Annotated in this window: 24 protein-coding genes, 1 pseudogene and 2 riboswitches; of the genes and pseudogenes, 21 read left to right on the top strand and 4 right to left on the bottom strand. The window is 37.9% G+C overall.

Annotated elements, in window-relative coordinates; all coding sequences use genetic code 11:
* The first annotated feature begins 36 nt into the window (after window positions 1-36).
* The 11 genes from qoxB (at window position 37) to NST21_RS16995 (ending at window position 11,582) form a co-directional block, all read left to right on the top strand.
* Window positions 37-1,992 carry a cytochrome aa3 quinol oxidase subunit I gene (gene qoxB / locus NST21_RS17045; RefSeq protein ID WP_340890371.1) on the top strand — a complete coding sequence of 652 codons (1,956 nt, stop codon included), beginning with the start codon at window positions 37-39 and terminating at the stop codon, window positions 1,990-1,992.
* Entirely contained in the window at window positions 1,983-2,579 is a 597-nt protein-coding gene (qoxC, locus tag NST21_RS17040) for a cytochrome aa3 quinol oxidase subunit III (protein WP_098369342.1), read from the top strand. Before qoxB ends, qoxC begins: the two co-directional genes overlap by 10 nt.
* Window positions 2,580-2,581: 2 nt before the next feature.
* Complete coding sequence (gene qoxD, locus NST21_RS17035) at window positions 2,582-2,869, top strand: cytochrome aa3 quinol oxidase subunit IV (protein ID WP_053346601.1); 288 nt, start codon at window positions 2,582-2,584, stop codon at window positions 2,867-2,869.
* 856 nt (window positions 2,870-3,725) lie between these two features.
* On the top strand, window positions 3,726-4,040 hold the full coding sequence (locus NST21_RS17030) for a YokU family protein (RefSeq protein ID WP_340892580.1): 315 nt from the start codon (window positions 3,726-3,728) through the stop codon (window positions 4,038-4,040).
* 528 nt (window positions 4,041-4,568) lie between these two features.
* Entirely contained in the window at window positions 4,569-4,796 is a 228-nt protein-coding gene (locus NST21_RS17025) for a YozE family protein (RefSeq protein ID WP_053346600.1), read from the top strand.
* Between the two features lie 28 nt (window positions 4,797-4,824).
* Window positions 4,825-6,591 (top strand): sensor histidine kinase, encoded by a 1,767-nt coding sequence (locus tag NST21_RS17020; protein WP_340890370.1) that lies wholly within the window; start codon window positions 4,825-4,827, stop codon window positions 6,589-6,591.
* Window positions 6,592-6,780: 189 nt separating this feature from the next.
* Complete coding sequence (locus tag NST21_RS17015; protein ID WP_053346598.1) at window positions 6,781-7,488, top strand: hypothetical protein; 708 nt, start codon at window positions 6,781-6,783, stop codon at window positions 7,486-7,488.
* Between the two features lie 201 nt (window positions 7,489-7,689).
* Entirely contained in the window at window positions 7,690-7,860 is a 171-nt protein-coding gene (locus NST21_RS17010) for a YozD family protein (protein ID WP_064505166.1), read from the top strand.
* 247 nt (window positions 7,861-8,107) lie between these two features.
* The gene (gene deoD / locus NST21_RS17005) at window positions 8,108-8,812 is read left to right on the top strand and encodes a purine-nucleoside phosphorylase (RefSeq protein WP_053346597.1); all 705 of its coding nucleotides are present in this window, start codon (window positions 8,108-8,110) and stop codon (window positions 8,810-8,812) included.
* 280 nt (window positions 8,813-9,092) lie between these two features.
* A complete protein-coding gene (locus tag NST21_RS17000; protein ID WP_340890369.1) occupies window positions 9,093-10,580 on the top strand; it encodes a lmo1851 family serine protease in 1,488 nt (495 codons plus the stop codon).
* 114 nt (window positions 10,581-10,694) lie between these two features.
* Window positions 10,695-11,582 carry an LCP family protein gene (locus tag NST21_RS16995; RefSeq protein WP_340890368.1) on the top strand — a complete coding sequence of 296 codons (888 nt, stop codon included), beginning with the start codon at window positions 10,695-10,697 and terminating at the stop codon, window positions 11,580-11,582.
* Between the two features lie 191 nt (window positions 11,583-11,773).
* Here the strand turns inward: NST21_RS16995 and mtnA are convergent, their stop codons facing one another.
* From mtnA to NST21_RS16980, 3 genes are all read right to left on the bottom strand, one after another.
* Window positions 11,774-12,823, bottom strand: a complete 1,050-nt coding sequence (gene mtnA / locus NST21_RS16990) for an S-methyl-5-thioribose-1-phosphate isomerase (RefSeq protein WP_340890367.1) — start codon at window positions 12,821-12,823, stop codon at window positions 11,774-11,776.
* A gap of 14 nt (window positions 12,824-12,837) precedes the next feature.
* Complete coding sequence (gene mtnK, locus NST21_RS16985; RefSeq protein ID WP_340890366.1) at window positions 12,838-14,040, bottom strand: S-methyl-5-thioribose kinase; 1,203 nt, start codon at window positions 14,038-14,040, stop codon at window positions 12,838-12,840.
* Window positions 14,041-14,121: 81 nt separating this feature from the next.
* A riboswitch (SAM riboswitch) is annotated at window positions 14,122-14,276 on the bottom strand.
* A 163-nt stretch (window positions 14,277-14,439) separates the two neighbouring features.
* Window positions 14,440-14,574 (bottom strand): nitrilase-related carbon-nitrogen hydrolase, encoded by a 135-nt coding sequence (locus tag NST21_RS16980; protein WP_340890365.1) that lies wholly within the window; start codon window positions 14,572-14,574, stop codon window positions 14,440-14,442.
* Between the two features lie 440 nt (window positions 14,575-15,014).
* On the opposite strand from NST21_RS16980, the gene NST21_RS16975 reads away from it, so the two are divergent.
* The 8 genes and pseudogenes from NST21_RS16975 to NST21_RS16940 all read left to right on the top strand — a co-directional run.
* Complete coding sequence (locus NST21_RS16975) at window positions 15,015-16,193, top strand: pyridoxal phosphate-dependent aminotransferase (RefSeq protein WP_340890364.1); 1,179 nt, start codon at window positions 15,015-15,017, stop codon at window positions 16,191-16,193.
* Window positions 16,194-16,317: 124 nt separating this feature from the next.
* Window positions 16,318-16,469, top strand: a riboswitch (SAM riboswitch).
* A gap of 1 nt (window position 16,470) precedes the next feature.
* On the top strand, window positions 16,471-16,602 hold the full coding sequence (locus tag NST21_RS16970; RefSeq protein WP_340890363.1) for a hypothetical protein: 132 nt from the start codon (window positions 16,471-16,473) through the stop codon (window positions 16,600-16,602).
* Between the two features lie 45 nt (window positions 16,603-16,647).
* Complete coding sequence (gene mtnW / locus NST21_RS16965) at window positions 16,648-17,880, top strand: 2,3-diketo-5-methylthiopentyl-1-phosphate enolase (protein WP_340890362.1); 1,233 nt, start codon at window positions 16,648-16,650, stop codon at window positions 17,878-17,880.
* A 6-nt stretch (window positions 17,881-17,886) separates the two neighbouring features.
* Window positions 17,887-18,546: a 2-hydroxy-3-keto-5-methylthiopentenyl-1-phosphate phosphatase gene (locus tag NST21_RS16960; protein ID WP_340890361.1), complete on the top strand. Its 660-nt coding sequence runs from the start codon at window positions 17,887-17,889 to the stop codon at window positions 18,544-18,546.
* Entirely contained in the window at window positions 18,543-19,172 is a 630-nt protein-coding gene (locus NST21_RS16955; protein WP_340890360.1) for a methylthioribulose 1-phosphate dehydratase, read from the top strand. The genes NST21_RS16960 and NST21_RS16955 overlap by 4 nt, the downstream gene beginning before the upstream one ends.
* 24 nt (window positions 19,173-19,196) lie before the next feature.
* Window positions 19,197-19,730, top strand: coding sequence for a cupin domain-containing protein (locus tag NST21_RS16950; RefSeq protein WP_098176314.1), 534 nt, complete (start codon window positions 19,197-19,199; stop codon window positions 19,728-19,730).
* Window positions 19,731-19,854: 124 nt separating this feature from the next.
* On the top strand, window positions 19,855-20,781 hold the full coding sequence (locus NST21_RS16945) for a CobW family GTP-binding protein (protein WP_340890359.1): 927 nt from the start codon (window positions 19,855-19,857) through the stop codon (window positions 20,779-20,781).
* A 61-nt stretch (window positions 20,782-20,842) separates the two neighbouring features.
* Window positions 20,843-20,983, top strand: a pseudogene (locus NST21_RS16940) (hypothetical protein); the annotation flags it as partial.
* Window positions 20,984-21,041: 58 nt separating this feature from the next.
* On the opposite strand, the gene NST21_RS16935 reads toward NST21_RS16940, so the two are convergent.
* On the bottom strand, window positions 21,042-21,287 hold the full coding sequence (locus NST21_RS16935; protein WP_056520764.1) for a hypothetical protein: 246 nt from the start codon (window positions 21,285-21,287) through the stop codon (window positions 21,042-21,044).
* Window positions 21,288-21,399: 112 nt separating this feature from the next.
* Between NST21_RS16935 and NST21_RS16930 the strand changes: the two genes are divergently transcribed.
* Together NST21_RS16930 and NST21_RS16925 are read left to right on the top strand one after the other, a co-directional pair.
* On the top strand, window positions 21,400-21,678 hold the full coding sequence (locus NST21_RS16930; protein ID WP_235569554.1) for a hypothetical protein: 279 nt from the start codon (window positions 21,400-21,402) through the stop codon (window positions 21,676-21,678).
* A 109-nt stretch (window positions 21,679-21,787) separates the two neighbouring features.
* The gene (locus tag NST21_RS16925) at window positions 21,788-22,750 is read left to right on the top strand and encodes a YncE family protein (protein WP_340890358.1); all 963 of its coding nucleotides are present in this window, start codon (window positions 21,788-21,790) and stop codon (window positions 22,748-22,750) included.
* Window position 22,751: the final 1 nt, after the last annotated feature.

Raw genomic sequence — 22,751 nt, 5'->3', positions numbered from 1 at the left:
TCAAGAAAAATATTTTCAGAAAGGAAACACAAAAGTATGGGTTTTTTCTCTAGATTTCTTATACCTAATCCTAGTCCCGTCATTTACTCATCAATGGTGGCCATTGGTGTTACTGTTCTCTTGATCATTGTTGGTTTAACCCACTTTAAAAAATGGTTTTTTTTATGGAGTGGCTGGCTAACAACAGTCGATCATAAAAGAATAGGTATTATGTATCTAATATCTGCTTTGTTGATGCTATTTCGTGGTGGGGTAGATGCTGTGATGATGCGTGCGCAACTTGCCGTACCGGATAACAAATTATTAGATTCACAGCACTATAATGAAATTTTTTCAACACACGGGGTTGTGATGATTCTCTTTATGGCGATGCCGTACATTATGGCCTTAATGAATTTCGTAGTGCCATTACAAATTGGAGCCCGAGATGTAGCATTCCCACGTCTAAATGCCATAAGTTTCTGGCTATTTTTTATGGGTGCGATGCTATTCAACATCTCTTTTGTCATTGGTGGTTCGCCTGATGCAGGGTGGACATCTTATTTCCCGCTTGCAGGTAATGAATTTAGCCCGCATGTTGGAACGAATTATTATATGATTGGTATTCAGATAGCCGGAATAGGTACATTGATGACGGGGATTAACTTTTTGACGACTATTCTTAAAATGAGAGCACCCGGTATGACATTAATGAAAATGCCAATGTTTACATGGTCTGCTTTAGTCACAAGCGTTATTATCATTTTCGCATTCCCTGTATTAACAGTGGCGCTGATCATGGGAACAATGGATCGACTATTCGCAACCAAGTTTTTCACAATGACTGAGGGCGGTATGGATATGCTTTGGGCTAACCTGTTCTGGGTTTGGGGACATCCTGAAGTATATATCTTAATCTTGCCTGCATTTGGTCTTTTTAGTGAGATTATCCCAACCTTTTCACGACGTAACCTATATGGCTATCGATCAATGGTTGCTTCAATGGTATTTATCTCTATATATTCATTCTTCGTTTGGACGCACCATTTCTTTACAATGGGGCAAGCAGCATATGTTAATAGTATTTTCTCGATTACAACGATGGTAATTGCTATTCCGACTGGAATCAAGATCTTTAACTGGTTGTTCACGATGTGGAAAGGTAGAATCAGATTTACCGTACCTATGCTTTATTCAATAGGTTTCATACCTCTTTTCACAATCGGTGGAGTTACCGGGGTTATGCTTGCGATGTCAGCGGCGGATTATCAATACCATAATACAATGTTTTTAGTAGCTCACTTCCACAATGTCATTATTCCGGGTGTAGTATTTGCTGTGCTTGGTGCCGGAACTTACTACTGGCCGAAAATGTTTGGTTTCATGTTGAATGAAAGGATTGGGAAATGGGCGTTCTGGTTTCTAACCATTGGTTTTTGCTTAGCATTCTTCCCTATGTATATCACTGGTTTAGATGGTCAAGCACGTCGGATATACACATACTCTGAATCGACTGGATTTGGACCGTTGAATATGATTTCGTTTATCGGGGCAGCATTAATGGCAATCAGCTTTGTATTAATCGTATATACGATTTACTATAGCATTCGCCATGCTCCAAGAGATGTTAGTGATGATCCGTGGGATGCACGTTCCCTTGAATGGGCTACTCATAATCCAGTACCAGAATATAACTTTGCTATTATTCCACAAGTGAACTCAAGGGAAACGTTTTGGGATGCTAAATATAAAGGTCATGAATTATTCAAGGGTGACTATGAAAAGATTCATATGCCCAATAACAGCGGCGTACCGTTTATCATGTCCTGTATCTTCTTTGTCTTTGGATTTGCGTTAGTATTCACCATATGGTTTCTTGCGATTATTGGGTTAATCGGTATCTTTGTTTGCATGGCTCATCGTTCATTCGAAATAGATCATGGGCATTACATTTCTGTAGAAGAAATTAAAGAGACAGAAGCAAAATTCGGGGGTGTTAATAAATGGAAATAGATCACTCGCAACCTCTTGAATATAGTACGGAACAAAATCGTCTAAATATTTTAGGCTTCTGGATTTTCCTTGGAGCCGAAATTATGCTTTTTGCAACACTCTTTGCATCATATTTTACATTAGTTGATCGTACGGGTAACGGTCCTACTGGAGCAGAAATTTTTGAAATCACTCCAGTACTTGCTGAAACATTCTTGCTCTTAACAAGCAGTTTTGTCATCGGGCTTGGAATTCATGCCATGCGACTTGGCAACAAGAAAGCCATGTTGACATTCTTCGTAATCACTCTCCTTCTTGGATTAGGGTTCTTAGGATTTGAAATTACTGAGTTCATTACCTATTATCGCGAAGGAGCTACACTGCAAACTAGTGCATTTACATCGATGCTCTTTACAACATTAGGGACACATGGAGCACATGTTACATTAGGACTTTTCTGGGGGTTATTTATTATCCTTCAAGTGAAAAAACGCGGGTTGACACCTGAAACAGCCAATAAATCCTTCATTTTCTCTCTTTACTGGCATTTCTTAGATATCGTTTGGATCTTCATCTTCACCTTTATCTACATGAAAGGAATGACATAAACATGAAGGAATTATTCCCGGCTAAACAAGTATGGGGTTTTGTATTTTCATTGATTTTGACGTTTGTAGCACTTTTGGTTTACTTCTTCAATATGTCAAAAGCAACAGGCATGACGATTTTTATATTGACAGCATTCATACAAGCAGCTGTTCAACTAGTTGTGTTTATGCATGCTCGTGAAACTGATGATAGCAAATCAATTTTCATGACTCTATATTGCGCTATATTCCTAGCTCTAATTACTGTCTTCGGTACAATACTATGTATGGTCTGGGGTTGGAGTTATTGATATGAAACAGCTTGGGAAACAGAAGGCGTATGATGAGTAATTGAAGTTGAAATAGGGACAATGAGCTATGAATAGGGAAAAGCTTATAATGCCCTATCACAATATAACTGCTGATAAATTCCAATTTTAAAAAGCGACCTTTATTTAAGGGGTACGGCTTTTGTAATTCCCTTTTAAGGTTATTTCCAACCCCAATGAGAATTCAGTATTAGCTACTGGATTTCAACGTTTTAACATTCTCACTATTCATATTAAATAATACACTCTACTCTAATGGACTTATTTTAGTATATGTATTTAATGTTTTGTCTGAAGTACCTCTTATGGATTCTAACTAATGAGGGGTAAAAGTAAAAAGATTCTTTCATTTTCTAACGGAGAAATCGATTCTTTAGTGACAGAACAAGCGAATTGCTGGGGGAAATAGCCACTGATAGTGCGGATTCAGATAGCCATCTAAAAGAAAAAATGTTAATAAACAATAATAGCAAGGTGTTTGATGGGTGGGAAGAGTACCAAAAAGAAATTTCCTATTTCTCCAGATGCAATGAAAGCTTATCAAGAACTTCATCGTGAAAATCCTACTCGTTAGTTATATGTTCTTCATACTAATCGTAAGAACCCCAATATCATTGAGAAAAAATGGGTAGGTGTAAGGCGATAGGGAAAAGTCTGGATTTTTTACAGCAAATAAAAGCAATAAATATAGAAAAACTAACAATAGAGTTCAATTGAAAGGCAAGTAGAGATGATTATTCTGTACTTGCTTTTTAATTTATATGTACCCACTTAAAAAGTAAGTTAAACTATAGTTAAGTTCTTTTTGCTTATTAAAGTAACAGATGGTGCTAGCAAAATAACTAAGGAGTCAGGAAAACTTTCATCGGTAACTGGTACGGTCTATTGGGAATTACCAGATGGGACGCGAGCCGTTGAAATTACTGAAACTCCTTCTTCCCATTGTGAGAATTGTAAAGCTCTTTTTCAGAGTGATGAAATAGTAAAAGGAATTGAAGATCAGCTATTTTTAATTGATTCGAAACAGCTTGCAAAACAGACCAAGTATGATGAGTTATTGAAGATGAAGAGATTATTGAAGCGGAATTACTTTGATTTTTTAGGTAGGAAGAGATTGTACAGTTTCTATAAAAACATATATTTCTCTATTTAAAGGATATGATTTCCTTAGTGTAGACAGAAAAGAGTAAGTCATTGAGTTATATGATTGTTGAATAATTGTAAACAAACCTATTTAGGCTCCATTAAACGTTAGCTTGTACTCAGTAAAAAGAATTGATTAGTTTGGTATTAATTATTCAACTATTTCAGAAAGATTAAAACTCGTCTGTACTGTTAGGTTCGTGCCCGGAAAAAGAGAATTTCGACAAGAAAGCCGATGTTTCCTACGCTAAGGAAACATCGGCTTTTATTTTTATTGGATAAGAGCTGACCTGACAGGCAAGACTTGGACACTTTTGTGAAAGGTTAATATAAATTAATTCGAAGAAAATTGACATTGTACTCTTTCTTCAATCACAGTTCGTCATAAATTGCGTTTTGTTTCTGGTGAAATATCGTTTGTTGTCCTATAATTGTTAGGAAGAAAAACCCATGTTGGTTTTTAAAAATGTAGACGGAAGGGAAAGTTTCCGATATATTAAAGCTGAAATCTTAGTTACTTTTTAGGAGGGCTCGTCACATGAGACCGTTTTATTTATATTTAATGAAATTCCGACAACCTAAAGAAATTGATGCCATCACTAAATTTGCTAATCACGCTTATAACGATCACAGTTTCCCAAAGCAATCGGATGATTATAATGAATTAAGTAGTTATTTAGAATTGAATGGCGACTATCTCGAAAGTATGACTGTATTTGATCGTGCGTGGGAACAATATGTCCAAATAGAAGAAGGACTCCAGTAGGGAGATCAGGAATAGGGGGGATCGAAGGATGCTTAAAAGCCTTCAAACCCGAATTTTGCTTTATTCTTTACTTATAGCAAGTCTACCTGTTCTGATATTAGGAATAATTTCCTATGGATCACAACGCTCTTTGCTTGAAAAAGAAGCAAATAATGCCTTGAATGCAGGTTCACTTAATATCGTCAATGAAACATATAATTATTTGAACGAACGGAATAGTGATGTGAAGTTATTAAGTGCAAATTCGGTAATCATAAATCCTGGCTCATCAAAAGAAGAGAAGTCTGATGAACTAAAAAAGTTTATTGGAGCAAAACGGGAATATTACGGAGCTTTGTATTTGGATTTGGAAGGTAAAGTTATTGCAGATACATCTAATAAAATGATCGGGGCTAACTTAGCTGAGAGAATATGGTTTGAAGAAGCACTAGAAGGTAATGAATTTCTTTCTGACGTGTATAAAACACGAGCTTATTCTGAACCCATAATAACTTTAAGTGCACCGGTATATGGTCGTACAGGGCATATGGTTGGTGTTGTCTCCTCGGCCTTCCGCTTAGAAAACCTTTGGGAGATGATCGAGAGAAAAGCTGTTGATATTAGTGATAAGTATCCTGTGAACATTTTCATGATTAATCAAGAAGGTATCATGGTTTCCAAAAAAGATCCCCATGGCGTCCAACAGAATTCTACCTTAGAGGAAATGGGATTAACAAAAGCAAAACTGATAGAAGCTTCTGAAACGGATAACTTGTACAGTGCAGAGAATGGAGAGAAAATATATTCTATTCAGGCTGTTCATACGATAGCACAAACGGAAAATAAATGGTTTGTGGTTGTGGGAGCTGATAAGAAACAAGTGTTTCAGCCTTTGAATGATCTTTTGTCACGTTATCTAACCATTTACACGATTTTATTTGTATCAATCATTATAGTGGTCTATTTATTTACAAAGACTCTTGTACGACCTGTTCAAGATCTTGTTGAAGCAACAGAGGAATTTATTGAAGGAAAAGAATTCGTCGTTTCTAATAAAAGAAGCTTTGAAGAAATGGTAAAACTGAACCTTGCTTTTCAGAGAATGATGGAAACGATTGAGGATCGTGAAAAGGAAATCGTTCGTACGGAAAAGTTGAAATATGTAGGTCAGCTAGCTGCAGGGGTTGCCCATGAAATTAGGAACCCATTGACTACAATAAAGGGGTTCTTCCAACTATTGAAGAGCCAGGATTATGATAAAACTTTAATAGTAAAGTATAGTGATGTTATGCTTGAGGAAGTCAATCGGGTTAATGTATTTGTAACTCAACTTCTTGATTTAGCAAAGCCTCATCAGCTTGAATGGGAGAAACTTGATCTAAAAGATTTCCTTGATGAAATTATAGATGTCTATTCTTCTTCAAATCCTAGTTCTCATGTAACATTAATTAATTCAGTGACACAATCTATAAATATTTATACTGATCGAAACCGATTGAGGCAAGTTCTCTTGAATGTCTTGAATAATTCTTGTGAAGCATTCGATTCTAAGGGGAAGATTGAATTGAATCTTACAATCGTTCCTCAATATATAAAATTAATCATTCGTGATGATGGAATAGGAATTAGCCCCGAGAATTTAAAAAATATCGGTATGCCCTTTTATACAACAAAATTGGAAGGGAATGGTCTGGGAGTTGCGACATGCATCCAAATTATGGAGGAACTAAAAGGGAGATTTCAAATTGAAAGTACATATGGCCAAGGAACAGACGTAATCCTGACTATTCCTACAACGAACCGTCTCATTCGATGAGACGGTTTTTTACGTAAAGAATGAATAGTAACACCACATAACTTTAGCATTGAAATGACCCTTTATTAAATGAGAGTACTTTTGTATCTAAATGAGCAAAATGCCCCCCTCTTTCTATTAACCTCCATGTTTGTTTGTGCATATAATTTACTAATCAAACGATAAGGACCATATTGGGGGATGTCTCTTATGGGCAAGAAAAAACAGCCGAAATTTAAAATAGGCGATACAGTCGTAATAATAATGTATGGGACAGTCGGGAAAATAACCGATGTAAAATTTCTCGATGGTGCTTATGTGTATGAAGTGAATTATAGTGAAGGTCTTTATATTGAAAAAACATTGCAATCCATAAATGAATACGAAGGAGAAATCCTTTATCAAAGAGAACAGATCGATATTGAGTATAAATATTTATTAGGTGACTTAGTCCAGGTAGATGGATATGAACAGGATTATTTCAAGATTATCGGCTATCGAACAGAAATATGGCGCTATAAGGAAAATGCCTGGGAGGATGTGATCTATGAGTTATCACGAATCTCCGACGGGGAATGGCTTGAAGCGCATGAAGAAGAATTGACCTTAATAGCCGATGCCAAACGTGCAGATGCAATTATTCGAAAATTAGGGCTGCTCCTTTCTAAAAAGAATAATGAGCTTGCTATCATTGCTAAACAAAACAACCCTGGTAAAGGTGAGCGAGAAATGACAATGACAAAAAATGAAAAAAAGGAAATGATCGATGGACTGTTAGATTTATATAATGATTACTGTAAGCTCTATGAACATTTTGGCGATGATGAATATCACCATATCATGAAAATCGCCCTTGCTAAAATAGAAAAAGCGGCAGAGGAAATATATCCGGATCATAAAAAAAAGCAAACAAAGTGAAAGGTATTCCACCCTTCTAATAAGCCATTTAACTAATTACTATACAAAAGCTTCTGTTCAATAATGGCAGGAGTAGATAATAATAAGTGGAGGCAATTTTCATGAAAAAGTAAACACTTCATATGTTTTTCTATAATGAAATGCCTTACTGGAATATTTGTCTCTATACATTCATACACCTTTAATTAAGGGGGCGATGATTTGCGAGAAATTGAGGTTTTTATTGATACAGAAGAGATAGCGGAATTCTTCTTTCAAGAATTGATAAGACGGGGCTATCTTCCAACAGAAGCTGAAGTTGAAGATCTTGCTGACATCACATTCGAATATCTTCTTGAAAAATGCATAATTGATGAAGAAGTCGATGAGTAACCTGTCATTAGACGGTTAGCAGCTTCCTTTCCCTTAATTCTAAAAATATTTTAAAAGACGGCGGACCACCGCCGTTTTGTTTGTATTTTTATATGTAAGAGCCTTATTCTAGACCTCTTAATAGATTCCAGATTTCATTCCCTTACAAGCTCTTGAAATTAAGGTTCTGTTTTCCTATCTTGAGGTTGATATGGTATAGTAGTTTTTGAATATCTTTTCAACCAAAAGTTAAGGAGGACATAGTTGTATGAGCGTACATATTGGTGCTAAAGAACATGAAATTGCGGAAACGGTCTTACTTCCTGGGGACCCGTTACGAGCAAAATACATAGCAGAAACATTTTTAGAAGATGCTAAACTATACAATGAAGTACGTAACATGTTTGGATATACAGGGACATATAAAGGGAAACGCATTTCTGTCCAAGGTACAGGGATGGGTGTTCCATCCATTTCCATCTACATAAATGAATTAATGAATAGCTATAATGTGCAGAAGCTGATTCGTGTTGGGACTGCTGGTGCCATTCAGAAAGATGTAAAAGTTAGAGATGTAATCCTGGCAATGAGCGCTTCTACGGATTCACAAATGAACCGCCTGACATTCGGGGGAGTCGATTTTGCTCCAACAGCGAATTTCGATTTGCTAAGAAAAGCTTATGAGGCAGGTATTGCCAAAGGTTTGCAATTAAAGGTGGGTAACGTGTTTACGGCCGATCACTTTTATAACGATAATAGTGAATTAGAAAAATGGGCGAAATATCAGATTCTAGCTATAGAAATGGAATCAGCAGCTCTATACACGCTTGCTGCTAAATTTGGACGTCAAGCTCTTTCTGTTTTAACCATTTCCGATCACATATTAACTGGTGAGGAAACGACATCGGCGGAGCGCCAGTCAACATTTAACGAAATGATTGAGGTAGCATTAGAAGCAGCTATACAGGACTGATATTAAGATGTAAATTTACTTGCGGGTTACCAGGAATAAATGAAGCTGTACGATGATAGTTAGGATACAGACTCATTTATTCCATGGTATCCGCATTTTTGTAATTTAACAGATTATTGGCAGGGAAATATTATGGGTTTGGTTAAGAATTTTATTTCTGATTTTACCTACGCGAAATGGTGAAAAAAAATATATATATGATCAAAAGTTGTTTTTTTGATAACTAATATTTTCCGATTAGCCTGAAAGCTGATAAAATAGAGAAAAAGTTTATATCGTCATGAAGAATGAAAGTGGTGAGGCTTCAGTGGAAGAAGAAAATCAAAAACAGCCTAAAGAGGCAGGGAAATTCATAAAAATAAAGAAGTTTACGTTCATTATGGGGATTTTCTTACTCATATTTCTAACCGCAGGGATTACTACAATAGCCTTGACCTTTGGAGATGAAAAAGTAGAGTCTTTAGCACCGGATAAACATTCGGAATTTGAAAAGCTGTATTCTACATACGATACGATAAAAGATAACTACTATGAAGAGATTGATCAAGACAAGCTGGTTGACGGGGCAATTAATGGAATGATCAAATCATTAGATGACCCATACTCTACTTATATGGATAAAAAGGAAGCATCGAGTTTCCATGAGAGCATCTCTTCATCTTTTGAAGGAATCGGTGCTGAGATACAAGAGCAGGATGGAAAAATTATGGTCGTTTCACCGATAAAAGGGTCTCCAGCAGAAAAAGCAGGGGTAAAACCGAATGATATCATTTTAAGTGTGGACGGTAAAAGCCTTGAAGGATTAAGCTCTTCTGAGGCTGTCCTGAAAATCAGAGGCGAAAAAGGGACGAAAGTGGATTTATCCATCACTAGAGCAGGTGAGCCGGAACCGATTGCTCTTACGATTAAGCGGGATACCATTCCAATTGAAACAGTATATGCCGAAATGCTAGATGATGGAGTTGCCAAAATCCAAGTAACAAGTTTCTCTGAGCATACTGTTAAAGAGTTGGAAACGGCACTTAATGATATGTCCAAGAAAGATATGAAAGGCCTTATCTTGGACTTGCGTGGTAACCCAGGTGGATTGCTTGACCAAGCTATAGATATGGCAAGCTTGTTTATTCCAAATGGGGAAGTAGTTCTTCAAGTTGAGGATCGCAGCGGGAAAAAAGAAGTCCATAAATCGAAGAATAATGGAGAGTTAAAGATTCCAGTAGTCGTATTGATTGATGATGGCAGTGCAAGTGCATCTGAAATTGTCGCAGCGGCTGTCAGTGAATCGGCGGATATTCCTTTAATAGGTGTTAAATCATTTGGGAAAGGAACTGTGCAAACAGCCGCACCAGACTTCGAAGATGGATCAAACTTTAAATACACGGTAGCAAAATGGCTGACTCCTGAAGGTAATTGGATTCATAAAAAAGGGATCAAGCCAGATATTAAAGTGAATCTTCCTGATTATGCCAGCCTTCCATATATTTCGCCGGATAAGGAATTGAAAGCATCTGATTCTTCCAGTGAAGTAAAGGCAGCTGAAGAAATGCTGAAAGCAGCAGGCTATAATCCAGGTAAGATAGATGGATTCTTTGATGAAGAAACAACAAATGCCGTTAAAGAATTCCAAAAAGAACAAAAGGTTAAAGAAACAGGTATTATCAAAGACGATACAACCGTGAAATTAATGCAGGTCATCCGGGAGAAAATCCTTGAAAATGATACACAAGTGAAAAAAGCGGTGGAAGTTTTAAAGAAGGAAATCAAATAATTTGAGTATAAACAGCCTGTCAGCGATTACCGTTGACAGGCTGTTTATCGTTAATTGCATAATACTTCAATATAAGGGGAAAAATATGGTTACTTTTACCGATGAGGTGAGGATATGAAAGAGAAGGTACTGTTCATATGTTTAATTGTCTTAATGCTGGCTGGTTGTTCATATTCGCCTGTTCCCCAACTAAGTAAGAATAAAAATACGGAAAAAAACCTTTCCATAGAAGAGAGCCAAGAAAGTATGAAAACATTTCTATTGATTGGTGTCGATTCTCGTGGAGAGGATGATTCTCGGGCAGATGCTGTGATACTAGCACGCTACTTTCCTGAGCAGCAGAAGCTAAAACTGGCTTCTATTATGCGTGATAGTTATGTGAAAATACCGGGTTATAAATACGGATATAACAAAATAAATTCTGCTTATTATTATGGTGGCAGTGAACTACTTAAGAAAACAATACAAGAAAACTTTGATGTTAAAGTCGATCATGTTGCAGTAATTGATTTTAAGGGTTTCGTAAAGATGGTTGACCTACTTGCCCCAGATGGTGTGATGGTAGATGTGAATCAGGAAATTATTGATGATATGAGCATTGAAGCCAGCACCGGTAAAAATGTATTACATGGTGAGGAAATATTGAAATATGTCCGTTTCCGACATGATGATGAAAGTGATTTTGGACGGGTCGCGCGTCAACAGGAAGTATTAGTTCAATTAAAAACGGGATTTATTAATCAAATCTCATCCTTTGAAGGGATGGTCGCCCTACCTAGTATTATTGAAAAAGGGATGTCCTACCTAGATACGGATATTGGGATGAAAACGATTATGGAAATGGGCTCTCAAGTTGTCTTCCAATCCCCAGATTCTGTAGAAACCTTAAGGATTCCAGTTGAAGGAAGCTATAAAGATGAAATATATCCCCAATCTGGAGCGGTTTTGAAAATGGACCACACTAAAAATAAGGAGGCACTTCAAGAATTTTTTTCAAGGTAAGAAGTGCTGATCACTATTTGTTAATATTTAATCAATTTTTTGAAAAATTAAGCTTGATTTAATAATATAGAATCTTTTATAAAGAACCTCGCAAGAATAAATATAAATATCATAGTAAAATGAACGAGGCGAAATCACATATGCGATTCCGCCTCGTTATGATTAGTTTCATCTAAAAGATGAAACCTGGCTCAATTGACAAAAAGCGGAATGTTTTTCACATAGTCTGGTGAAATAATACCGTTTTCTGTTATGATGCTCGTGATTAGATGATTCGGTGTGACGTCAAAGGCTGGATTGAATGTCTTTACATTATCTGGGGCTATCTTTACTCCTTGAATGAAGGTAATCTCGTCCCCATTCCGCTCCTCAATCGGGATGGATGTGCCAGATTCAAGGGAAAGGTCGAAAGTGCTTGAAGGAGCAGCCACATAGAATGGGATACCGTAATGATTAGCTAATATTGCCAATCCCAAGGTCCCGATTTTATTAGCAGTATCTCCGTTTGCCGCAATCCTATCAGCACCAACTATAATGCCATTGATTTGTTTGTGATGAATGGTATGAGCAGCCATATTGTCAGAGATTAAAGTGACGTCCACTCCGGATTGCATTAGTTCCCAAGCAGTCAAACGTGCCCCTTGCAGGACAGGTCTTGTTTCACATGCATATACCTTTATCGGAAAGGCTCTTTCTTTCGCTAGATGGAAGGGAGCCAAGGCTGTACCATAGCGAGCAGTGGCAATTCCCCCAGCGTTGCAATGCGTTAATATGGAATCTCCTTCAGCAAATAAGGATAAACCATGTTCCCCGATTTTTCGGCACATTTCTTCATCTTCTGTAAAGATTGCTTTTGCTTCCAGTATAAGTGCCTCTTTGGCAGTTGGAATACTCTTGGCTGCTTGCAAAATGTTTTCCATCCTTTTTAACGCCCAAAAAAGGTTGACTGCAGTAGGGCGTGAAGAAGCTAGTTTTTTAATATGCTTAGTTACATTTTGTTTGAATTCCCCTAAATCAGTTGAACCATCCTGATTCGCTCCAAGTGCGACACCGAATGCTGCAGTTAGACCAATTGCTGGGGCACCGCGGACCTTTAATGTCAAAATGCTGTCAAATACATCCTCAACGGAATAAAGTTTAATGAATTCTGTAATTGTAGGTAAGGCCTGTTGATTTAATAAAGTTATATGAGTATCATCCCATTGAACGGAATAAGGTAAGGCTGTTGTCGTCGTCGTCATATGTAGTTCTCCTTTTAAAGGGTTGAATAAGTAGGCAGTGTATGTTGCTTCAATGCTTCAATCACAGCTGGAACATCTAATTCTTCCCTTTTTTTAATTAAAAAAGCACCAATTTTCAATGTAGCCGTTTTGGCAGCGATTCTTGTTTCTTTATCTTCAATAACATTTAAATCTGCAACATGAGATAAGCCTATTGTTCTCCGAATCAGCTCACAGCCAGCAAAACCATATGCATCTTTTCTGAATTTAGTGAGCACATATGATAGATAACCATTTACTTGACGAAACGGACTTTTGTTTTGGGTATTCCAAAGATTAGTATATGTCTCTTCAAAAGTATCCCAAAATTCTTGGAGGTGTGTGAAAATTTCCTCTTTTCCAGCGGGATTACGTGTAACTGCCTGGAATAGAAGGTTTGCTGTGTATTGGCCAAGATCAAACCCAACTGGTCCATAAAAAGCGAATTCAGGATCAATAATCTTCGTTTCGGTATCACTTGCAAATATACTTCCCGTATGTAAATCTCCATGAAGTAAGGCTTCCTGTTCGGTTTCAAAGCTTTGTTTCAGCTTAGAGACTTCAAGTATTACTTCTTGATCATTCCAAATGCTTTTGGCAGCATCCGTCAATTCTACTTCATACTCACCCGGTAGTTCTTCAAAAAAAGGATCTGTGAAAACAAAAACTTCAGTAATTTTGCAGAGTTCAGGATTCGTGAAGTTTCGGGCCACTTCTTTTTTCGCAGACGGTTCTAAATGCAAATCAGATGTGTAAAATGCCGTTTTCGCAACATACTCACCAATATGTTTCGATAGTAATGGAAATTGATCGCCATCGATTAAGCCTGTTCTCGCTATTTTTAAGTGTGAGAGGTCTTCCATGATTGTGATAGCAAGCTGTTCATCTGAATAATAGACTTGCGGTACAAATTCGGGACAATAGCTCTTAAAATGGATAAGTGCATTTGCTTCAATTGCAGCCCTTTTTAAGGTCAGCGGCCAACTTTCACCAAGTACCTTTGCATAAGGAACCGCTTGTTTGATTATAATTCCTTTTTTTGTGGCTGTGTCTGTAATATGAAAAACATAATTTAAGTTTCCATCGCCTATCTCTCTACATTTTAAAGTGGCATCTGTTTTGACCAACCCTAGTTTTTTTGCAAGGGTTATTGCAGTTTCATTTGACAGTAATTCAAAGTTCGAATGGTTTAAAGTCATTATTTTCCCCTCCAAATATATAAAAATAATAATGAAAAAGCCTCTTTCATATAGAAAGAGGCAGAAGTTTTAGCTTCGGACCTCTTATCTTCCAGAAATATTGCTTTCTGGTGGAATTAGCACCGTGCCCTGTGGATTTATAATCCGGCGGAAACTCCGCCCCATTTCACAATGGTATTACAGTCGGTTGCTGGGCTTCATAGGGCCTTTATCCCTCAGCCTGCTCTTGATAAGAGTAAATGTAAATGTAAATGTTTTCTGAAATTTTAATCTTCGGGAAAATAATATCAACTTTTTAAATAGTTTGTCAATGGGTAATTTAATAATAATCCGCACGAAGTTCTTCGAATTCAGTTTTGTTACATGCTTCCGTTACTTTTGAGAGGTCCAGGGTACCTGTTAGGAGTTCTTTCTTTTGCCGGCTTCACTTACGATATTCCCCCATGGATCTATAATCAGGGATTGTTCGGCAAATATTTTATTAAAATCGGACCCTGAACGATTTAATGCTAAAACGTAGGCTTGGTTCTCCATGGCACGGCTGACCCTATATCGGTCCCTAATGATCGAGCCTCGGTTTGGGCCACTCGGCGGATACGAATAGAACTTGCGCACCTTTTGAACGGTATGGACTCACTGCCATCCTTGTATACGTATGTTATAAAAAATGAATGTAATCGTTTTTTCTGCTTCTTCATCCGCAATCTCATTCAATCTAGTTAAGTCGTATCCAACTGTTCAAAGTTCAGGTAAAATAACTATATCTGGTTTAGATTAGCCGGCTTTTTCTATCCTTTTGTTCTGCGAAATGAAAATTAATATATGGTTATCCAAAGGCAATATCCATTTGGTGGAATGAGATTTTCCATTTCATTTTTTTAAATCTCTATATGTAAAAAAGCACTTTACAAGACTATGATAAACATATATCATTTGTGACTAGAATTTCAAGAAATTTCAGAGAAGGTGTTTAAATGATGCAATTCGAAAAATCCAGACAGCTTCAGGAACTACCCAAGCAGTTTTTTGCTTCTCTAGTTGCAAAAGTTAAGGCAATTACAGAGCAAGGTCATGATGTCATTAATTTAGGGCAGGGAAATCCTGACCAGCCGACGCCAGAGCATATTGTGAAAAGTTTGCAGACTGCTGCAGAAAATACAATAAATCATAAATATTCTCCTTTCCGAGGACATCAATACTTAAAAGAAGCTGCGACTGTCTTTTATGAACGTGAATATGGTGTCAAGTTAGATCCTAATAGTGAAGTGGCTATTCTATTTGGTGGAAAGGCAGGACTTGTCGAACTTCCACAGTGTTTATTGAATCCCGGGGATACGATTCTGGTACCTGATCCAGGCTATCCTGATTATCTATCTGGTGTCGTTTTAGCCCAAGCAAAAACAGAATTCATGCCTTTGACAGAAGAAAATGATTATCTTCCGCATTATGGAGAAATACATAGAGAAACCTTTGAAAGAGCCAAAATGATGTTCTTGAACTATCCGAATAATCCAACTGGAGCATCAGCAACTTCGGCTTTTTTTGAGGAAACCGTCTCGTTTGCGAAAGAACATTCAATTTGTGTGGTTCACGATTTTGCTTATGGAGCGATTGGATTTGATGGAAAAAAACCGATTAGTTTCCTTCAAGCAGAGGGGGCAAAAGATGTAGGTATCGAAATATATACTTTATCTAAAACATATAATATGGCAGGATGGAGAGTGGGCTTCGCTGTTGGAAATAAAAGTGTCATCGAAGCTCTTGAACTGTTGCAAGATCATCTTTATGTAAGTCTTTTCCCAGCAATTCAAGAAGCAGCCGCAAGTGCGTTACTAGATTCACAGAGTTGCGTAGAAGAATTAGTGAACAAATATGAAGGGCGCAGAAATGTTTTTATTGATGGATTACGTTCCATCGGCTGGGATGTCCAAGCTCCTAAAGCATCTTTCTTTGCATGGCTCAAGATTCCTGAAGGTTTCACGTCCGAGAGTTTTGCTGATTATTTATTAACGCATGCTCACGTAGCTGTTGCTGCTGGAAATGGATTCGGTGAATTTGGAGAAGGATATGTTAGGGTGGGGTTACTTACTTCTGAAGAACGGCTTCAAGAAGCAGTTGAACGGATTCGCGCATTGAATTTATTTGGAGAATAGTGGAAGATTACAAGTTAGCTACCGTTAAATTGTTGAAAACTTATTGACAAAGTATGGATTACCTGTCAGAATACAAAATAAATTCTTAATCTTTTGATACTTGAAGTTTAAATATATCAGCGTTTTCTTATTTTGAGCAGGTGGAGGGACTAGCCCTATGAAGCCCAGCAACCGACCGTAATTCCATTGCGAAATGGGGCGGAATTCTTCGCCGGATTTTTTGGAATCCACAAGGCACGGTGCTAATTCTTGCAGCTATAAGCTGGGAGATAAGAAGATGGCTTTTTTAAAGCCTCTTCTTTATGAAGGGGCTTTTATTGTTTTAACATGGATTAACAATCGAAGATTCCATTCTCCATATATCGAGGTAACAGGAAAATGGATAGAAACCGTATTAGCCAGATATTAGAATACTGACTTCAAGACTTTACTAACGTTTAATAGGAGTGATCATATGAGCGAGATAATCGCTACTTATTTAATTCATGATTTCAATGGCGAACATGAGAAAAAAGCCGAGAGTATTGCCTTAGGTTTGACAGTAGGAACATGGACGGACCTGCCTCATTTGGTCCAGAAGCAGTTGGAGAAACATAAAGGACGTGTTGTTTCCGTCACCCCTCTATCTGAAGAAGATAGAGCAAACCGTTATTTCAATCGTAAGGTGTACCGTTCGATGATAAAAATTGCCTACCCGTCGGGAAATTTTTCTAATGATTTACCGGCTATTCTCACGACAGTATTCGGTAAATTGTCATTGGATGGGGAAATCAAACTGATTGACTTGGATTTTGTTGGCGATATACACAAAGCTTTTCCAGGACCTCAATTTGGGATTACAGGTGTAAGAGAAAAGATTAACGTATTGGACCGGCCTCTGGTGATGAGTATTTTTAAAGGGGTATTAGGACGGGATCTTTCATTCCATAATGAGCAGCTGAAACAACAAGCATTAGGAGGAGTCGACCTGGTAAAAGATGATGAGATTCTCTTCGATCAGGAGCAGACCCCATTCATTGATAGAATAAGAACGGGCAGACAAATTTTGAAAGAAGTCTATGAAACAACGGGCCATCGAACTTTATATGCTGTCAATCTATCAGGTAAAACATTTGAATTATTAGAAAAGGCAGAGCGTGCAGCAGAAGCAGGTGCCGATGCCTTATTATTTAACGTTCATACATATGGATTGGATGTACTTCAAGCTTTGCGTGAACACGATCGTATTAATCTACCGATCATGGCTCACCCTGCATATAGCGGAGCAGTAGCTTCATCGTCATTTTATGGTGTCAGCTACGCGCTATTGCTTGGAAAATTAGTAAGACTATCAGGTGCGGATTTATCTCTATTCCCTTCTCCATATGGAAATGTGGCACTTGAGAAAGAGGAAACATTAGCGATTGCTGAAGCTTTGACGAAAGATGAGCCGTCATGGAAAAAAGCCTTCCCGGTGCCTTCAGCAGGTATTCATCCGGGAATGGTTCCTAATCTAATAAAGGATTTTGGGACGGACAGCGTAATTAATGCAGGCGGTGGAATCCACGGACATCCCGACGGTGCAAAGGGCGGGGCAAAGGCTTTCCGTTCTGCTGTAGAGGCCGTTCTTACAGGCAAGGCATTATCTGATGCGGCTGATGAAGATGAAGCACTAAGCAAAGCACTTGAGTTATGGGGAGGCTTGTAAGGAATAATGAAACCGATTATTTTTTGTGATTTTGACGGAACAATTACTAACTCAGATAATATCATCGCTATCATGAAAAAATTTGCACCTCCGGGATGGGAAGAGCTAAAAGACGGTGTTCTTAAGCAAAAAATCAGTATATCTACAGGAGTTGGGAAAATGTTTTCCCTGCTTGACAGTAGCCTAAAGGACGACATTATTCAATTTGTGAAGGATACAGCCGGCATTCGCCCAGGGTTCAACGAATTTGTGGATTTTACAAAACAAGCGAACATACCTTTGTATATTGTAAGTGGCGGTATGGACTTTTTTATTGAACCGCTTTTAAATGATATCTTGCCTTCAGATTGTGTTTATTGCAACAGAGCTTATTTCAATCAGGAAAAGATCTTAATTGAGTGGCCGCATACTTGTGATAAACAATGTAACAATGATTGTGGTTGCTGTAAGCCATCTATAATGAGGGAAATTACAGAAGCAGATGATTATAAAATTGTTATTGGAGATTCGGTGACTGATTTTGAAGCGGCAAAGCAGGCTGATTTTGTTATCGCCCGTGACATACTGCTTGAGAGATGCAGAACAGAAGAGATTCCCCATCAAGGATTTGAAACGTTTTATGATGTGATGCACATTTTAAAACAGCAGATGGAGGTAAAAGCATGAAGAACCATACTAAAGAGTGGCAGGAATTAGCGGAAATTAAGGCTGAACTTGCCGAACGGGATTGGTTTATGGGGACGAGTGGGAATTTATCCATTCGCGAGTCTAAAAGCAGATCCTTTTATATTACGTCAAGCGGTAAGGATAAACGGAAGCAAACGGATGCGGACTTTTTACTAGTGGATTTAAAAGGAATTCCAGTTGAGAAAACAGAGCTAAGGCCATCTGCTGAAACTCTGCTTCATACAGTGATTTACGAGAAAACTAATGCGAACTGTGTACTCCATGTCCATACTGTAGAAAATAATGTGATTTCTGAATTATATGGAGATGAAGGGGAAGTGACTTTCCGTAATCATGAAATTATTAAAGCGACAGGGCGATGGAATGAAGATGCAGAGTTGAGGATTCCAATAATATACAATCACGCTGACATTCCTTTGTTAACTGAAAAGTTCAAGCCACATGTCGAAGAAGACTCAGGAGCGGTGCTTATTCGCAATCACGGAATCACGGTTTGGGGGAAAAGTGGACTCGAAGCAAAAAGAACTCTAGAAGCATGTGAATTTTTGTTTCAATACCAACTGTTGCTCAATCAGCAACAGGCTTTTACAGGTTCGATAAGATAAAAACTCATAGAGGAGGAATAGGTAATGGCTACAATTAGATTCCATGAAACAAATGAGGTTATTGAAAACAGTGAACAGGTAAAAAATTTTTTAGAAACACAAGGCGTTATATACGAACAATGGGATATATCGAAATTACCGTCCCATCTGGTAGAAAAATATGATCTAACGGATGACGATAAAAATGAAATCCTTGTAACGTTCAAATCAGAGATTGCAGAGATTTCTGAAAGACGCGGATATAAAGCACATGATATCATCACACTATCCGATGCAAACCCAAACTTGGATCAAATGCTTGAAAACTTTAAGCAGGAACATCATCATGAAGATGATGAAGTACGTTTTATAGCAGGTGGAACCAGTATCTTTGCTATTGAAGGCAGTGAACAAAAATGGTTTGATGTACGACTGAATCCTGGAGATTTAATCAGCGTACCAGAATCGACGCGTCATTACTTCACGTTAGCAGAAGATAGAAAAACTGTAGCTGTCCGTATCTTCGTAACAGCAGCAGGTTGGGTCCCAATTTACGAAAAAGACGAAGTTCAAGCATAAATCAATCGAGAAAAACCAGCTATCGGGCTGGTTTTTTTATATGGCCTTCGCGGGTGCTTTAGAAGGGCAAGTATGATAAAATTTAACGGAATTAAATTTAGCTGGATTATAGGAGCAGATACGAATGAAAACAACCGAAGTGTACATATTAGGTGGTTTTCTCGGTAGCGGGAAAACAACGCTTCTTCGAAATATATTAAAGCAGGAAAGTGACGCGGGTAGAAAAGTGGCCGTGCTATTAAATGAGCTCGGCAGTGTTTCAGTGGACAGCGGTTTGATTGGTGATGAGGTACCTCTGAAGGAGCTGTTTGACGGTTGTATCTGTTGTACAATTCAGGATAAGCTCGAGGTTCAGCTGCATGAATTGTTGACGGAAAATGATTTAGACGCCGTTTATATTGAAACAACAGGTGCTGCGCATCCAGTTGAAGTGCTGGATGGCATTATGTCGCCGCTATTTGCGAGAAATCTGGAATATAAAGGGATTATAACAGTTGTTGACTTGTTGAGGTGGCGCGACCGAGATGAGCTTTCTCCACAGCTACGCCAGTTGCTTGCTGAGCAAATCCATCATGCGGATTTCATTTTATTAAATAAAGCGGATCTAGTAAGCGAAATGGAGGCAGCCCAACTTATTTATTCCATTCAAGGTCTGAATCCTGAAGCTGTATGTTTATTGACAGAGTATGCAGCTGTCTCCTTGATATCTTTGCAACAGATGCAAAGGAAACAGCATAAAGTCCATCAAAAACTGGATGTCCAGAGCCATTTGCATTTAACGGCCGTTGTTCATACATTTGAAGGGGCAGTGGCACAAACTGACTTTGAAGATTGGCTTAGGGCACTTCCAGAAACGGTCTATCGAATGAAAGGATACATTTCCTTCACACATTCACAATACCCTCATTTATTTCAATACTCATACGGAATGCCAATGTATATGAATGAAATGATAAAAATGCCATTAAATATCGTTATTATCGGTGAGAAATTAGATAAAGAAATGATGATTAGTCAGTTAAAAGCTTTGGAAGCAAAAGCAGCACATTAAACGATTACTGCCGACGAAAGAGGGGAAAAGAAAGTTAACTTTCTTTTCAAGGAGGCGGTATTTGTGCCATGGAATAAAAACTGATACAATAAAAAATCTTGATAAAGATGTCCGAGAAAAAGCAATTGAGATTGCGAATGCCTTACTTAATGAAGGCTATAAGGAAGGAAAAGCTATTCCAATTGCCATTGACCGGGCCAAAATGGCTGTCAAAAAAGATTGGAAAATGGTCAGACCCCATTAAACGGGTCTGACCATTTTTATTGCTGCAACCCACCAAAGGCTGCAAATGTTTTCTCATCTTCAATTAACCCGCATGCTGCACATTGCACACGAACTTCAGGACCATTATAAGCTAGATGGAATGGCTGAAGAGAATCGTTCGAGTATTGTTCAACAATCTCACCGGATTGCGGATCCTTTTTAACAGGTGTTGGTATTTGCTGAATGAGATTGAAGCGAGATTTATTTGTCCGGCAATTCGGACAGCGGTATACTTGAGACATTATACTCACTCCTTTTTTGGATTTTTAAAAGTGTAATCGTATTATAAAGGTAGTCTTTACGAAAATGATTCTTAATATGTATAAATTAGTAATGGATGGAAGGGATAATTTTATGAAAGAAACAGTCATGAATGAAGCATTATTGGAAGCATATATAAGTATCTGGAATAATCGGAAGATAACAAATGGGGAAGGGGGAAAAGTGTTATCAGAACTTATCCGACGTGAACTTTTAGATGAAAACACCCATCCTCGTGCCCGAAAACCAATACTTGAAAAGTTTTACCTCAGCATTAAACGGGTGATGGAATCTTCGCTTTCTGCTGAGAAAAAGAACGCAATCGTTATGGCCTATGTTACGGAACTCGAAAGGCTCTCATCCTCGAAGTAAATATCACAAGTGAATGTTAGTTAATATTCTTTTTTGCTTCATACTTTTTTCACAACTCATTGTTAAAATTTTAAAAAAATAGATATTTAATGAATAAGGAGCCTAAAATATGAAGTGGGGTGTTGCGCTTTTGTTTGCCGTCATACTACTTAGTGGGTGTAATAGCAGTGATACATATACAAAAATAAACAAAGATAAATCTTTTTTGGCGACAGTCAATATTAAGGATACGTCCCTTACATTTATAGATAAAAACTATCAACCTTTTGCCAATTGGGATATTTCAGAACCATTTACCGGAGCATTGCTCCTAGCAGATAAAGATACTATACTTCTTTATGGAAAAGAGATGGAGAAAATCCAGGTGTTTTCATTATCAGCCGGAAAACTGATAGACAGCTGGGAAATAGGGAAAGGGATTGTCAATATGCTGTTGCTTCATGATGGAAAAAGCATCGTGGCAGTCAATCAGTCGAATCATTCCATCTATTTTTTAAATGATAAAGGTGAGGAGCAGGATATAGTCAAGGTTGGGAAAAGCCCATTGACCGTTCTTCAAGGAGAGAAAGCGAATCGCTTGTATGTCATTAACTTTGGCGATACCAAATGTTCGGTAATCAATCTGGAGACGAAAAAGGTGGATATGGAATTTCCGATACATAGTTCTTCCACAGGCACCTTATTAAGGGAAGAAAAGGATGAAGTTTGGATAGGCGGCCATGGTGTTGGAGACCAAGTAGAAGAAAATCTCTATATTTATTCGGCAAAAACGGGAGAGTTGAAGCAAAAGTTGAAGGCCCCAACTATGCCGATAAAGTTCATTGAGAATGCTGAAGGGATTTTTATCCTCAGTCACGGCACTAGCTCCTTATATAAATTGAATGATCAGTATGAAGAAGTGAAAAGCAGAGTGGTCGGCGTCAATCCTTTTGAAATGGCGAACTTTAAACAAGACGTGATTGTGGCGGGATATGATAGTGATGAAGTGTATGTAATGGATGCTGAAACAGTCGAGGTTAAAAAAACCATCAAAGTCGGTCAAGGTCCATTTCAATTGATGTTGAGGGAGTAGA

It is taken from the genome of Peribacillus sp. FSL K6-1552 (assembly GCF_038005205.1).
Lineage (GTDB): Bacteria > Bacillota > Bacilli > Bacillales > DSM-1321 > Peribacillus > Peribacillus butanolivorans.
This window is presented reverse-complemented; position numbering and strand designations above follow the sequence as displayed.

What these genes read in the sequence shown, in the direction of transcription:
- NST21_RS16980 (WP_340890365.1), bottom strand. Translation starts at nt 14,574, where the DNA reads ATGGAGAACCAAGCCTACGTTTTAGCATTAAATCGTTCAGGGTCCGAT.
- deoD (WP_053346597.1), top strand. Translation starts at nt 8,108, where the DNA reads ATGAGCGTACATATTGGTGCTAAAGAACATGAAATTGCGGAAACGGTC.
- NST21_RS16930 (WP_235569554.1), top strand. Translation starts at nt 21,400, where the DNA reads ATGAAAGAAACAGTCATGAATGAAGCATTATTGGAAGCATATATAAGT.
- NST21_RS16955 (WP_340890360.1), top strand. Translation starts at nt 18,543, where the DNA reads ATGAAGAACCATACTAAAGAGTGGCAGGAATTAGCGGAAATTAAGGCT.
- NST21_RS16970 (WP_340890363.1), top strand. Translation starts at nt 16,471, where the DNA reads ATGGCTTTTTTAAAGCCTCTTCTTTATGAAGGGGCTTTTATTGTTTTA.
- mtnK (WP_340890366.1), bottom strand. Translation starts at nt 14,040, where the DNA reads ATGACTTTAAACCATTCGAACTTTGAATTACTGTCAAATGAAACTGCA.
- NST21_RS17020 (WP_340890370.1), top strand. Translation starts at nt 4,825, where the DNA reads ATGCTTAAAAGCCTTCAAACCCGAATTTTGCTTTATTCTTTACTTATA.
- NST21_RS16995 (WP_340890368.1), top strand. Translation starts at nt 10,695, where the DNA reads ATGAAAGAGAAGGTACTGTTCATATGTTTAATTGTCTTAATGCTGGCT.
- NST21_RS16960 (WP_340890361.1), top strand. Translation starts at nt 17,887, where the DNA reads ATGAAACCGATTATTTTTTGTGATTTTGACGGAACAATTACTAACTCA.
- NST21_RS16925 (WP_340890358.1), top strand. Translation starts at nt 21,788, where the DNA reads ATGAAGTGGGGTGTTGCGCTTTTGTTTGCCGTCATACTACTTAGTGGG.
- NST21_RS16975 (WP_340890364.1), top strand. Translation starts at nt 15,015, where the DNA reads ATGATGCAATTCGAAAAATCCAGACAGCTTCAGGAACTACCCAAGCAG.
- NST21_RS17025 (WP_053346600.1), top strand. Translation starts at nt 4,569, where the DNA reads ATGAGACCGTTTTATTTATATTTAATGAAATTCCGACAACCTAAAGAA.
- NST21_RS16945 (WP_340890359.1), top strand. Translation starts at nt 19,855, where the DNA reads ATGAAAACAACCGAAGTGTACATATTAGGTGGTTTTCTCGGTAGCGGG.
- mtnW (WP_340890362.1), top strand. Translation starts at nt 16,648, where the DNA reads ATGAGCGAGATAATCGCTACTTATTTAATTCATGATTTCAATGGCGAA.
- qoxD (WP_053346601.1), top strand. Translation starts at nt 2,582, where the DNA reads ATGAAGGAATTATTCCCGGCTAAACAAGTATGGGGTTTTGTATTTTCA.
- qoxB (WP_340890371.1), top strand. Translation starts at nt 37, where the DNA reads ATGGGTTTTTTCTCTAGATTTCTTATACCTAATCCTAGTCCCGTCATT.
- NST21_RS16950 (WP_098176314.1), top strand. Translation starts at nt 19,197, where the DNA reads ATGGCTACAATTAGATTCCATGAAACAAATGAGGTTATTGAAAACAGT.
- mtnA (WP_340890367.1), bottom strand. Translation starts at nt 12,823, where the DNA reads ATGACGACGACGACAACAGCCTTACCTTATTCCGTTCAATGGGATGAT.
- NST21_RS17000 (WP_340890369.1), top strand. Translation starts at nt 9,093, where the DNA reads ATGAAGAATGAAAGTGGTGAGGCTTCAGTGGAAGAAGAAAATCAAAAA.
- NST21_RS16935 (WP_056520764.1), bottom strand. Translation starts at nt 21,287, where the DNA reads ATGTCTCAAGTATACCGCTGTCCGAATTGCCGGACAAATAAATCTCGC.
- NST21_RS17015 (WP_053346598.1), top strand. Translation starts at nt 6,781, where the DNA reads ATGGGCAAGAAAAAACAGCCGAAATTTAAAATAGGCGATACAGTCGTA.
- qoxC (WP_098369342.1), top strand. Translation starts at nt 1,983, where the DNA reads ATGGAAATAGATCACTCGCAACCTCTTGAATATAGTACGGAACAAAAT.